Consider the following 12,258-nt stretch of genomic DNA (forward strand, 5'->3'; position numbering starts at 1 on the left):
TCGATTCTCGCAGGGTCGGCCCCGGGTGCGTCACGCGAGGGCCGCGGCGGCCTCCCGCCAGCGCGCGAGGTGCCCGACGACGTCCGCCCGGCCCGGGCCCGGGAGCTCCGGCTCGTCCGTGGCGACGACCGGCTCGACCGGGTCGCCCGTGCCGCGCGCGGCGAGCAGCGCCGCGCCGACCGCGGTCGCGCTGCGGAGCCCGACGCGGTGGACGGGCCGGCCGAGCGCGTCGGCGAGGAGCCGGCGCACGAGCGGGTCGCGCGACCCGCCGCCCGTCACGACCACCGCACCCGGCTCGCCCTCCGGACGGCTCACGGGCGGTCCCGCGACGGGCGCCACGGCCGAGGCCGCGGGCGCCGGGTCGAGCAGGTCGACCGCCGCCGCGACCGCGAACACCATGCCCTCGACGGCGGCGCGCACGAGCTCGGGCCGCCCCGTGTCCTCGCGCAGCCCGGTCCACGCCCCGCGTGCGCCGGGACCGGCGACCCCGCCGCGCTCCCCGGTGAGGAACGGCAGGAACGTCACGCCGCCCGCGCCGTCGGGCACGGTCCGCGCGAGCGCGAGGCCGTCGGACCACCCCAGCCCGAGGACCCGCAGCGCCCAGCCGAGCGCGAGACCCGCGTTCTGCACCGCCGCGAGGCGGTACCACCGCGCGGCGGGGCCGGCGCCGGTGTCCGCGAAGGTGTGCACGAGGGGGTCGAGCACGGGCTCGGGCCGGTCGAGCGCGGCCATGACCTGCGCCCCCGTGCCGAGGTTGACGTGCAGCCCGGGCGCCCCGACGGCGAGCCGCGCGGCCGGGGTGTCCCCGCCGCCCACCACGACGGGCACCGCGCTCCCGCTCGCCGGGAACCACCGCGCGAGCCGGGCGGTCGTCCCGGCCACGGCGTCCGACGGCGCCACGCCCGGCAGGAGCCGGGCCGGCAGGTCGAGGTGCGCGACGACGTCGGCCGCCCAGGCGTCGCGGGGCACGTCCCACAGGAGCGTGCCCGCGGCGTCGGACCGGTCGGTCGTGGCGACGGGGAGGACGGGGTCGTCGACGAGCCACGCGCGCACGACGTCCTTGGGCAGCAGCACGTGCGCCGCGCGGTCGAGCGTCGCGGGGTCGTGCGCGGCGAACCAGTCGAGCACGGGCCCGGTCATCCCGGGCACGAGGGGGTTGGCGAGCGGGGCTCGCACGGCGTCGGGCAGCGCGCGCCAGCGGTCGAGCCGGTCGGCAGCGCGCGCGTCCGTCCACAGGACGGCCGGCACGACGGCGTCCCCCGCCGCGTCCACGAGCACCGCGGCGTGCATCTGGCCCGCGACGCCGACCGCGCGCACCGCGACCTCGCCGAGCCCGGCCGCGCGGGCGGCGAGGTCGTCGAGGGCGACGCCGAGCGCCGTCGTCCAGGTCGCCGGGGCCGACTCGGAGCGGCCGGGGCGCGGGTGCCCGACGTCGTACGCCGCCTCGGCCTCCGCGACGACCGACCCGTCCCGGCCGAGGAGGACGAGCTTGAGCCCGCTCGTCCCGAGGTCGATGCCGAGGGTGGTGCCGAGGGTGGTGGGGACCAAGGTCACGGGACCGACTCTCCCACGCCCGGGTAGCGTCGGCGGCATGAGCGCCACCCGTCCCTCGCGCTGGGAGCAGAAGACCGCCGCCGACCCCTCGCACTCCACCTGGTACGTCGAACGCTTCCGGGCCATGGCCGCCCGGGGCGCCGACCTCGCGGGCGAGGCCCGCCTGGTCGACGCCATGCTGCCGCGCGGCTCCCGGGTCCTCGACGCGGGCTGCGGGCCGGGGCGCGTGGGCGCCGAGCTGTTCGCGCGCGGGCACGCCGTCGTGGGCGTCGACGTGGACCCCGTCCTGATCGACGCCGCGCGCACCGACCACCCGGGCCCCGACTGGCGCGTGGGCGACCTCGCGGAGCTCGACCTGCCCGCAGAGGGCGTCACCGAGCCGTTCGACCTGATCGTATGCGCGGGCAACGTCGTGACGTTCCTCGCGCCGGGCACCGAGGTGGCGGTGCTGCGCCGCTTCCGCGCCCACCTCGCGCCCGGCGGTCGCGCCGTCGTGGGCTTCGGCACCGGTCGCGGGTACCCGCCCGAGCAGCTCCTCGCCGACGCCACGGAGGCCGGCCTGCACCTCGACCTCGCGCTCGCCACGTGGGACCTGCGCCCCTGGACCCCGGACGCCGACTTCCTCGTCGCCGTGCTCAGCGACGCGGCGCCCCGGCCGGGCGTGGCCTGAGCCGTGCCGTCCTACCGCGTGACCCTCGCCGTCGGACTCCTGCACCCGGGCGCCGACCCCGAGGCCGTGCTGCCCGCGGCCGCCGCCGCGGCGCGCGCCCTCGCGACCGTCGAGGCGTACGACGTCGGCGTCGTCCGCGGCGAGGCGCGCGTCACCGTGCGCTTCCTCGCCGACACGGACGCGTCCGCGCACGGTGTCGCGGACGCCGTGGAGGCGGGCGTGCGGGCCCACGCGGCGACGTCGGGCGGACGCCTGACCCGCCGCTGGGGAGCGCGCTGGCGCCCCGCCTGAGCAGCGGCCGACGGCGCGTCGGTACCGTGGGCGCGCATGGGCGCCCCGGAGACCGCGATCACCGCCGACCTCGTCCGCGAGGCCCTCGCGGAGCAGCACCCCGACCTCGCCGGGCTGTCGCTCCGCGAGGTCGCGGGCGGCTGGGGGAACCAGATGTGGCGGCTCGGCGACGACCTGGCCGTGCGGGTGCAGCGCATGGACCCGACGCCGGAGCTCCAGCTCAAGGAACGGCGGTGGCTGCCCGTGCTCGCGCCGCGCCTGCCGCTTCCCGTGCCGACGCCGGTGCGGCACGGCTAGCCGTCGGCGCGTCTCCCGCGGCACTGGACGGTCATGACTTGGGTCCCCGGCGAGCCGCTGGACCACGGGACGATCACCCGGGGCGAGCACGCCGCCGACGCGCTGGCGGGATTCCTCCGGGCGCTGCACGTCGCAGCACCCGCCGACGCGCCGTCGTCCGCGGACCGGGGCGCTCACCCCCGCGACGTCACGGACGGCTTCGAGGGCTTCCTGCGCGCCGTCTCCCCCGCGGACTCCGCCGCCGTCCGGTCCATCTGGGCCGACGCCGTCGCCGCCCCCGCGTGGGAAGGCCCGCCCGTGTGGGTGCACGGGGACCTGCACCCCGCGAACGTCGTCGTCGCGGCCGGGACGCTCGCGGGCGTCGTCGACTTCGGCGACCTGTTCGCGGGCGACCCGGCCTGGGACCTCGCCGCCGCCTGGGTGCTGCTGCCCGCCGGCACCGCGGCGCGGTTCTTCGAGGCCTACGCGCCGGCCGACGACGCGACGGTCCGGCGTGCCCGCGGTCTGGCCGCGCTGAAAGCCCTCTTCCTCCTGCTCATGGGGCAGAACGGCGACCGCGGACTGCCCGGCGGCAAGGCCCGCTGGGGTCCCGTGGGGCGCGCGGCGCTCGACCGCGTCCTGGCGGGCTGACGCGTCACCGGAGGTGACAGGGCTTCGGTCGGAGCGAGCCGCGCCGCACGCTCGGCAAGATGGCGACCTCCCGTGGTGACCACCTCGGCTCGTCCATATAACGGACATATCTCACCACTCCTGCCATCCGCACGATACTTCCTCGGACGGTTATCGCTTCAAGGGGGAATCTCGTGCGAAAGATCATGACGGCGGTCATCACCGCCACGCTCGTCGCTGGTGTCGCGCTCGGAGCCGCTGGCCCTGCCAGCGCGGCGATCAGCTACCCGTCCGTGGGCGGCACGTGGGACCACGGCGCCGACGCCAAGGACGTCTGGTCGCTCTACCACCACGGCTCCAGGGTCCACAAGGCCTCGACGTACGGGGACAACGGCCTCCGGAGCAGCGGCTGGGTTGCCGCGGGACTGTGGGCGAGACAGTGGGACGCGGTCCGCTTGTTCGGGAACAAGGCGTACTACGACGTCAAGTAGAACAGCTCGCGCGCTGCCGGTCGTCACGCTGACGCGACGACCGGCGGAGCGCGGGTCCGCTCGATCCCGACGAACGCCCAGCCACCGGAGAATCATGTCTCGATGCAAGGCCCCGCGGCTCTTCGCCGCGGCAGCACTCGCCGCGTTCTCGCCCCTCCTCGTCGCGTGCGGCACCTCGCAGTCCGCGGGGTCGAGCGCGGCCGAGGGTGCGGGGGCGGAGGTTCCCCTGTTCGACGGGCCCTACGCCGCCGAGTTCGCCGCGTTCTACGCCGACGCTGAGTCCGAGTTCGCCCGCCAGGCGATCGCCGACGAGGAGATCACCGACGCCGAGTACGCCGAGATGGAGGAGAAGTTCCGTACGTGCCTCGACGGCGAGGGCGTGACGTTCTCGGGCTTCGAGCCCGACGGCTCGTATGAGGCCTCACACCTGCCGGACGGAGGCGATCCCTACGAGGTGGTGAAGGTGTGCGAGCGCGAGTCGGGGGCAGACACGGTCGGGGCGCTGCACGACATCATGGCGTCGAACCCGGCCAACCTCGACGTCCCGACCATCATGGCGGAGTGCCTCGTCGGCAAGGGGGTCGTCCCTGCCGCCTACTCCGCAGACGACTATGTCACGGACACGGAGGGCCGCTTCTCCGACCTCGCTGCTCTCACGACCGAGCTCCGGGACGCCCTGATGACGTGCTCGGACGACCCCCTGGGCCTGGCCGGTGGCTGAGCGCAGCCCTGCGAAGGCCGGACTGTGGGTGCTCGGGGGGCTGACTCTCGTCGCCGTCGGGATCGCCCTCGGTGCCGCGTGGGCCTCCCCGGCCGTCCCTTCGGCCCTGCGACCGCCCGCTCCCCTCACCACCTTCACCGTCCAGGCAGCCACGTTCGACGACGTCCGCTCCGTGCGGCTCGCCGTCGCCCGCGGCGAGGAGTCAGGGCTGGTATCGCCCGGTAGCGGTCTCGTCACACGCTTCGACTGCCGTCCCGGCTCGGCCATCGAGTCCGGGACCGCGCCGCTCTGGCTCGACGACGCGCCGATCGTCGCGCTCGCGACGACGCTCCCCCTCTGGCGGGACCTTCCGGTCGGCGCCGAGGGCAACGACGTGCGGGCGCTGCAGGAGGAGCTGACGCGCCTGGGGCACCCCGTGGAGATCACCGGGACGCTCGGCAGGAAGACGCTCCGGGCGGTCAACACGCTCCTCGACGACCTCGGTGCCCCCTCGGCACTCACCTCCGTCCCGCGATCCCGCATCCTGTGGATCCCCGGACCGTCGGTCACCCTCTCGGAGTGCTCGGCCACGATAGGGAGCCGACTCGAAGCCGGAGCAGAGCTCGCCGTCACGCCCGGCACGCTGGCCGAAGTCACGCTGCGCGACGGTGCGCCGTCCGACCTCGTCGCCGGCGCGCGCACGCTCCGCGTGGACGGGATCGACGTCGCGGTCGAGCCGCAGGCCCCCGTCACCGACCCATCGCTGCTCGCACGGCTCGACGCTGCGCCCTCGCTCCAGCAAGGAGGTACGGGCGACGAGGCCCCGGTCGGCCAACTGCGGTTGTCAGAACCGGTGGACGTGTCGGTCGTCCCACCGTCAGCGGTGATCACCGCACCGGACGGGACCAGCTGCGTGACCACAGGCGCCGTCCCGCACGCGGTGCGGGTCGTGGGATCCGAGCTCGGCCAGACGTTCGTGCTGTTCGACGGCATCCCGCCGACCGTCGTCGAGACGTCGCCCCGACAGGACACCCCGTGCGCGTGACCGTCTCCGGCCTCGGGCACCGCTTCCCCGGGCGACCGTGGCTATTCCGCGGGCTCGACCTCGACCTGCGGCCGGGACACGCCTACGCGCTGACCGGCCCGTCGGGGTCGGGCAAGAGCACCCTCCTCGGCCTGCTCGCCGGGTGGGAGGCGCCCAGCGAGGGCGTTGTCGCGCGAGAGGGCGTCGGGCGCACCGGGTGGGTGTTCCAGAACCCGCACGGGACGCCGCGGCGCTCAGCACACGACCACGTCGCGCTCCCGCTGCTCGTGCGGGGGCTGCACCCCCGGGAGGCGGATCGGCGAGCCGCTGACCTCCTCGGCAGGTTCGGGCTCGGTGGTGTCGCGCAGCAGCAGTTCCGACGCCTCTCGGGTGGGGAGGCGCAGCGCCTGATGCTGGCGCGAGCGATCGCATCGGAACCAGGACTCCTCCTCGTGGACGAGCCGACCGCCCAGCTCGACCTGCCGACCGCCCGCACCGTCAACGAGTCGCTCGATGCGCTGCGCTCACCCGGGACGATCATCGTCGTCGCGACGCACGACGCCGCGACCCGTGACGCGTGCTCGAATCACGTCGACCTGACGCTGCACGCCGCCGCATGAGACTGCGCTCGGTCCTCCGCGAGGCGTGGCGCAACGCTTCCACAGGTACGGCACGCTGCGGCACGCTGGCACTGGTGCTGATGGTCCTGGTCCTCACCACGCTGGGAGCTGAGATCTCGACCGTGGCCGCGGCCGAGAGGCAGGCCACGGAGTTCCGCGCCGCTGGTGCGTCGATTCTCACGATCTCGGCACCGGGCCGGGTCGACGCCGCGCGGTGCGAGTCGTTGCGCGATCTGCCCGGAGTGCACACGGCGGGTGCGCTCACCGTCCGACCGGACGAGTCCGTCGCCGCCGTCGCCCTTACCGGCGCCCCCATGCCTGCCGCGGACGCGAGCCCGGGGTTCCCTGCCGTCGTCGGTGCCACGACCGACGGGGGGCCGGGTCTGATCCTGACCGAAGACGCCGCCGCGACGCTCGGCCTCGGGCTCGGCGACCGGCTCTCCGCGACGACCGGGTCGTCTCGCCTCGCGGGCACCTACACCTACCCCCGCGACGGCCGGCGGGACGGGTACGGCTATCTGGCGGTGAGCGTCACCGGGTACCGCGCACCGTTCGACGAGTGCTGGGTCGAGGCGTGGCCGATGACCACGGACCTGAACCCGCTGCTCTTCACCGTGCTCCGGCCGGGTGGTGGCGTCGACGACGTCCCCCAGGTGCAGCAGCTCAACTCCACGCTGGGTTCGGGGCTCGACGGCTTTGGGCTGTTCCACGAGCGCGCCACCCGGTTCGGCGGGCTCCTCGTCGGGCTGGTCGCCGTCGTCGTCGCCCTCGTCGCCGTGCGCGCTCGCCGAGTGGAGCTCGCCACGGCCCTTCACGACGGGATGCGACGACGTGACCTGTGGACGATCGTGCTGCTGGAGTCGGCTCTGTGGGCCGCTCCGGCGGTAGCGGTCGGGACGGCGTTCTCGCTCACGTGGTTCGGCCGGGACGGTGACCTGCTGGTCGGCACGGTCCTCGGTGCGCGCGTGGTCCTGTCCGTGCTGGCAGGTAGCGCGACAGGCGTCGCCGTCGCCCTGGCGACGACGCACGAGAAAGACCTGTTCGCCTACGCGAAGGACCGATGACAACACCGCTGCCGCACACAACCTACGCAACCGTAGGTTACGGTGGCGTAGTGAACACTCTGGCGACGAGGCCGTGGACCGACCGTTACGCCCCCGGCGTCCCGACGGACGTCGAGGTCCCCGACGAGCCGGTCACGGCCGCTCTCTACCGCGCGGCCGAGCGCTGGCCGGACCGCGTCGCGGTCGACTTCTTCGGCGCGACCACCACGTACGCGCAGCTCGTGGCGCAGGTCGAGCGCGCCGCGAGCGCCCTGCACGACCTCGGCGTCCGGCGCGGCGACCGCGTCGCGCTCGTGCTGCCCAACGCGACGTCGCACGTCGTCGCGTTCTACGCCGTCGAGCGGCTGGGCGGCGTCGTGGTCGAGCACAACCCGACGTACACGGCCGACGAGCTCGCCCACCAGCTCGCCGACTCCGGCGCGAGCGTCGCGGTCGTGTGGACCAAGACGGTCCCGGCCGTGCTCGAGGCCCGCGCCCACGTGCCCGGGCTGCGGCGCGTCGTCGGGCTCGACATCGCGCGCGACCTGCCGCGCGGCAGCCGCCTCGCGCTGCGCCTGCCCGTCGCCCGGGCCCGGGCGCAGCGCGAGGCCCTGCGCACGCCGCTCCCGGCCGGCGTGCCCGACTGGCACGACCTGGTCCGGCGCGCGCGGGCCCTCCCCCCGGCGCTGCCGCACCCCGCCGCCGACGACGTCGCCCTCCTGCAGTACACGGGCGGCACGACCGGCACCCCGAAGGGCGCGGTCCTCACGCACCGCAACCTCGTCGCCAACGTGGTTCAGGGCCAGGCGTGGGCGTCGTTCGAGGAGGGCGCCGAGACCGTCTACGGCGTGCTGCCCTTCTTCCACGCGTTCGGCCTGACGTTCTGCCTCACCCTGCCGGCGCGCGTCGGCGCGACCCTCGTCGCGTTCCCCAAGTTCGACCCGCAGGCGTTCGTCGCCGCCCAGGCGCGGCGGCCCGCGACGTTCCTGCCCGGCGTCGCGCCCATGTTCGACCGCATCGTCACCGCCGCGGCCGACGCCGCGGGCGCGGGCTCCGACCTCACCTCGATCCGCCTGGCCTTCGCCGGCGCGATGCCCATCACCGCGGAGACGGCGCAGCGCTGGGAGGACGCGACGGGCGGCCTGCTCATCGAGGGTTATGGCATGACCGAGACGTCGCCGATCTCGCTCGGCAACCCGTGCTCCGACGACCGCCGCCCCGGCACCCTCGGGCTCCCGTTCCCCAGCACCGAGATCCGCGTCGTCGACGCCGACGCGCTCGACGCCGGCGACCTGCGCGACGCCGAGCCGTCCGAGCCGTCCGACGACGGCGTGCGCACCGTGCGCGGCGAGCTGCTCGTCCGCGGCCCGCAGGTGTTCCGCGGCTACTGGAACCGTCCCGAGGAGACCGCCCACCAGCTGCTCGACGACGGGTGGCTGCGCACGGGCGACGTCGTGCGCGTGGCCCTCGACGGCCCCGACGCCGGCCTCGTCACGCTCGTCGACCGCATCAAGGAGATGATCGTCACCGGCGGGTTCAAGGTGTACCCGTCGCAGGTCGAGGAGCACCTGCGCGGGATGCCCGGCGTGCGGGACGTCGCCGTCGTGGGCGTGCCGGGGTCCGGCTCCGACGAGCACGTCGCGGCGGTCGTCGTGCTCGACGACGCGGACGACGCCGCCTCGCCCCCGCGCGTCGACCTCGCCGCCGTGCGCGAGTGGGGCGAGAAGCGCCTCGCCCGGTACGCCCTGCCCCGCACGTTCGCCGTCGTGCCGGAGCTGCCGCGCTCGCAGATCGGCAAGGTGCTGCGCCGCGTCGTCCGCGAGGACCTCCTGGGCCGCGACGACGTCGAGCACCACCGCCCCTGACCGCGACGCACACCCGCACGCCGAACGCGCGAGGTAGAGCCCCGGTCCGCCGAGGTAGAGGCGTGGTCACCACCACGCCTCTACCTCGCGCGACCAGGGGTCTACCTCGCGCGACCAGGGCTCTGCCTCGGGGGCGGGGTCGGCTGTTCGGCGTGGGGGCGGGGTTCGCCGTAACCTGGCACACGTCGTCGGCGACGTCCGCGACGCAGTCGGGCGGGCACCGGCGCTCTCCCACCCCGTCGCCCCGAGGAGGCCACGTGCCCGAGCCCGTCACCGCTGCCCCCGCACCGGCAGCCGCCGCCCCCCTGCCGCACGTCGTGGTGGTCGGCGCCGGGTTCGCCGGGCTCGCCGTCGTCAAGGGGCTCGCGAAGGCCCCCGTGCGCGTGACGCTCGTGGACCGCCGCGTCTACAACACGTTCCAGCCGCTGCTCTACCAGGTCGCGACGGGCGGCCTGAACCCCGGCGACGTCACCTACTTCCTGCGCGGGCTGCGGCTCAAGCAGAAGAACGTGCGGGTCGTGCACGAGCACCTCGTCGGCATCGACCACGAGGCGCGCCGCATCCGCCTCCTCAACGACGAGTGGGTCGACTACGACTACCTCGTCGTCGCCAACGGCGTCACGGCCAACTTCTTCGGCACCCCGGGCGCCAAGGAGAACTCGTTCCCCATGTACTCGCGGTCCCAGGCCATGAAGATCCGGGACACGCTCTTCATCCGCCTCGAGAAGGCCGCGGCGAACCCCGGCAAGGACGAGGGGCTGCGGGTCGTGGTCGTAGGCGGCGGCGCGACGGGCGTCGAGGTCGCGGGGGCGCTCGCGGAGCTCCGCACCGCCGGGTTGCGGCCCGCCTACCCGGAGATCCACGGCGACGCGTTCGAGGTGAAGATCGTCCAGCGCGGCGGCGAGGTGCTCAAGTCGTTCCACCCGAAGCTGCGCCGGTACGCGGCGGAGGAGCTGCGCCGTCGCGGCGTCGGCCTGCACCTGGGTGCCGGGGTCGCGGAGGTGCTGCCCGACGCCGTCGTCCTCACCGACGGCACGCGCATCCGCTCCGACCTCACGGTGTGGTCGGCGGGGGTCCACCCCCACGAGGAGGTCGACGACTGGGGCCTGCCGCGCGGCGAGGGCGGGCGCGTCGTCGTCGGCGACGACCTCCAGGTCGAGGGCCTGCCGGGCGTGTTCGCGGCGGGTGACATCGCGATCTCGCCCGCCGGGCTGCCGCAGCTCGCGCAGCCCGCGATCCAGTCGGGCGAGCAGGTCGCGCGGAACATCGAGGCGCTCCTCGCCGGGCGCCCGACGACGTCCCTGCGGTACTTCGACAAGGGCACCATGGCGGTCATCGGCCGGCGCGCGGCCATCGCCGAGGTCGTCGGGAGGCTGCGGCTCACGCGCGGCGTCGCGTGGCTCGCGTGGCTGTTCGTCCACATCATGGGGCTCATCGGGCCGCGCAACCGCCTCACGACGCTCGCCGGCCTGGTCACGCGCTACGGCTTCCCGTTCCACCGTCGGCCCATCCCGATCGTCGGCGACGTGCCGACCGTCCGGCCGCCGAAGCGCACCGGCACCGGGCGCCCCTGACGCCCGACGGCAGCCCGCGCGCGGGCCAACCGGGCACCTGTCGCGTACCCTCGATCACGCAAGCAGTTTCAGGGGGCAACCGGGGGCGGTGCAGTGGCAGGACGTATGACGGACCCGTCGGCGATGACGGACCGGACGAGCATCAGCAAGCACGACGACGGGCCGCGCGACGCCGCGCGGCCGCGAGTCGTGGGAGCACCACGACGCGCACGTGCGGTCGTGCTCGCCGTCGTGGCCGTGACCGCGCTCGCCGGGTGCCGCGTGGACGGGCTGCCGGGCGGCCCGGGGAGCCCGTCGCCGTCGCCCACGTCGCAGCCGACGACGACCCCCACCTCCGAGCCGACCGTCGAGCCGACGCCGGACCCGACCGGGGAGCCGACCGGCGGCCCCGGTGAGCCGGGCAGCTCGGACGGGGTCGAGGTCTCGGTCGAGATCGAGCCGGCGTTCTCCATGCCCAACCTCATCGAGACACGGCTCAAGCAGGCGCGTGCCGACCTGGAGAAGCGCGGGGCGGTGACGGTCGTCGTCGTGGACGCGCGCGACGCGCGGTCCGGCGCCCTGCCCGGCGCGGCCAACGGCTGGACGGTGTGCGCGCAGGACCCGGAGGGCGGGGACCTCGTGCGCGCGTCGCAGACCGTGACGCTCGACGCCGCCCCGAACGCGAAGCAGTGCCCGTGACGCGCCCCTGACCGGGACCCGGCGCACCCGGGCCCGGGCCGCCCCGGGTGGCGGCGCGGACGACGGCGGAGGACGGTGGACTCTCACCCTCCACAGACAGGAGTCCGCCGCATGAAGATCGCCCTCGTCGGTGCCCACGGCAAGGTGGGCCGGCTGCTCGTCCCGATCCTCGTCGACCACGACGCGACCGTGACGGGGATCGTGCGCGCCGAGGAACAGCTCCCGCTCGTCCGCCGCCTGGGCGGCGAGCCGCTCCTGCTCGACGTCGAGCACGCCTCGACCGAGGAGATCGCCGCAGCGCTCGACGGGTTCGACGCCGTCGTGTGGTCGGCCGGCGCCGGCGGCGGGGACCCCGAACGGACGTACGCCGTCGACCGCGACGCCGCCGGCCGCACCATGGACGCCGCCGTCGCGGCCGGGGTGCCGCGCTACGTCATGGTGTCGTGGATCGGGTCGGTGCCCGACCACGGCGTCGACCCCGACTCGAGCTTCTTCGCCTACGCCGACGCCAAGCTCGCCGCCGACGACCACCTGCGCGGCACCGACCTCGACTGGACCGTCCTCGGGCCGGGCACGCTCACCGACGACGACCCGACCGGGGCGATCCGCGTCGTCGGCGACGGCCCGGACGGCCTCGACGGCGCGGACGACGTGCCCGACGGCGCGGCCTCCCGCGTCTCGCGCGCGGACGTCGCGATGGTGGTCGCCCAGGCGCTGCGCACGCCCTCGACCGTGGGCCGGTTCATCCGCTTCACCGCGGGCGACACCCCGGTCCTCGAGGCGCTCGAGCGCTGACCGACCGCCCGCGCACCGCGCACGACGGGGCCGGGACCGCCCTCGCA

Annotated in this window: 12 protein-coding genes and 1 pseudogene; 12 read left to right on the forward strand and 1 reads right to left on the reverse strand. The window is 75.4% G+C overall.

Annotation, left to right across the window (positions count from 1 at the left end; translation table 11 throughout):
* Positions 1–30 precede the first annotated feature (30 nt).
* Positions 31–1,554, reverse strand: coding sequence for an FGGY family carbohydrate kinase (locus RSE42_RS17060; protein WP_171468449.1), 1,524 nt, complete (start codon positions 1,552–1,554; stop codon positions 31–33).
* A 37-nt stretch (positions 1,555–1,591) separates the two neighbouring features.
* Between RSE42_RS17060 and RSE42_RS17065 the strand changes: the two genes are divergently transcribed.
* From RSE42_RS17065 to RSE42_RS17120, 12 genes and pseudogenes are all read left to right on the forward strand, one after another.
* Positions 1,592–2,224 carry a class I SAM-dependent methyltransferase gene (locus RSE42_RS17065; protein ID WP_415297287.1) on the forward strand — a complete coding sequence of 211 codons (633 nt, stop codon included), beginning with the start codon at positions 1,592–1,594 and terminating at the stop codon, positions 2,222–2,224.
* Positions 2,225–2,227: 3 nt separating this feature from the next.
* Positions 2,228–2,515 (forward strand): hypothetical protein, encoded by a 288-nt coding sequence (locus tag RSE42_RS17070; protein ID WP_137280835.1) that lies wholly within the window; start codon positions 2,228–2,230, stop codon positions 2,513–2,515.
* A gap of 36 nt (positions 2,516–2,551) precedes the next feature.
* Positions 2,552–3,442: pseudogene (locus tag RSE42_RS17075) on the forward strand (aminoglycoside phosphotransferase family protein).
* A 173-nt stretch (positions 3,443–3,615) separates the two neighbouring features.
* Positions 3,616–3,912, forward strand: coding sequence for a lactococcin 972 family bacteriocin (locus RSE42_RS17080; protein ID WP_085387211.1), 297 nt, complete (start codon positions 3,616–3,618; stop codon positions 3,910–3,912).
* Positions 3,913–4,006: 94 nt separating this feature from the next.
* Positions 4,007–4,633: a hypothetical protein gene (locus RSE42_RS17085; protein WP_043655937.1), complete on the forward strand. Its 627-nt coding sequence runs from the start codon at positions 4,007–4,009 to the stop codon at positions 4,631–4,633.
* Positions 4,626–5,657 carry a peptidoglycan-binding domain-containing protein gene (locus RSE42_RS17090; RefSeq protein ID WP_170963641.1) on the forward strand — a complete coding sequence of 344 codons (1,032 nt, stop codon included), beginning with the start codon at positions 4,626–4,628 and terminating at the stop codon, positions 5,655–5,657. Before RSE42_RS17085 ends, RSE42_RS17090 begins: the two co-directional genes overlap by 8 nt.
* Positions 5,654–6,256, forward strand: coding sequence for an ABC transporter ATP-binding protein (locus RSE42_RS17095; RefSeq protein ID WP_232322690.1), 603 nt, complete (start codon positions 5,654–5,656; stop codon positions 6,254–6,256). The genes RSE42_RS17090 and RSE42_RS17095 overlap by 4 nt, the downstream gene beginning before the upstream one ends.
* The gene (locus tag RSE42_RS17100) at positions 6,214–7,320 is read left to right on the forward strand and encodes a hypothetical protein (RefSeq protein WP_415297291.1); all 1,107 of its coding nucleotides are present in this window, start codon (positions 6,214–6,216) and stop codon (positions 7,318–7,320) included. Before RSE42_RS17095 ends, RSE42_RS17100 begins: the two co-directional genes overlap by 43 nt.
* Entirely contained in the window at positions 7,317–9,164 is a 1,848-nt protein-coding gene (locus RSE42_RS17105) for an AMP-binding protein (RefSeq protein ID WP_415297292.1), read from the forward strand. The genes RSE42_RS17100 and RSE42_RS17105 overlap by 4 nt, the downstream gene beginning before the upstream one ends.
* Positions 9,165–9,421: 257 nt before the next feature.
* Entirely contained in the window at positions 9,422–10,738 is a 1,317-nt protein-coding gene (locus tag RSE42_RS17110) for an NAD(P)/FAD-dependent oxidoreductase (RefSeq protein ID WP_228485103.1), read from the forward strand.
* A 105-nt stretch (positions 10,739–10,843) separates the two neighbouring features.
* Positions 10,844–11,416, forward strand: a complete 573-nt coding sequence (locus RSE42_RS17115; RefSeq protein ID WP_415297294.1) for a PASTA domain-containing protein — start codon at positions 10,844–10,846, stop codon at positions 11,414–11,416.
* Positions 11,417–11,527: 111 nt separating this feature from the next.
* Entirely contained in the window at positions 11,528–12,211 is a 684-nt protein-coding gene (locus RSE42_RS17120) for an SDR family oxidoreductase (RefSeq protein WP_114553396.1), read from the forward strand.
* Positions 12,212–12,258: the final 47 nt, after the last annotated feature.

The sequence above is a fragment of the Cellulosimicrobium sp. SJTW-1 genome, from assembly GCF_047716875.1.
GTDB classification, from domain to species: Bacteria; Actinomycetota; Actinomycetes; order Actinomycetales; family Cellulomonadaceae; genus Cellulosimicrobium; species Cellulosimicrobium funkei.

Excerpts from the sequence above, each read along its gene's own strand:
- RSE42_RS17065 (WP_415297287.1), top strand. The coding sequence starts at position 1,592 with ATGAGCGCCACCCGTCCCTCGCGCTGGGAGCAGAAGACCGCCGCCGAC.
- RSE42_RS17085 (WP_043655937.1), top strand. The coding sequence starts at position 4,007 with ATGTCTCGATGCAAGGCCCCGCGGCTCTTCGCCGCGGCAGCACTCGCC.
- RSE42_RS17105 (WP_415297292.1), top strand. The coding sequence starts at position 7,317 with ATGACAACACCGCTGCCGCACACAACCTACGCAACCGTAGGTTACGGT.
- RSE42_RS17115 (WP_415297294.1), top strand. The coding sequence starts at position 10,844 with ATGACGGACCCGTCGGCGATGACGGACCGGACGAGCATCAGCAAGCAC.
- RSE42_RS17120 (WP_114553396.1), top strand. The coding sequence starts at position 11,528 with ATGAAGATCGCCCTCGTCGGTGCCCACGGCAAGGTGGGCCGGCTGCTC.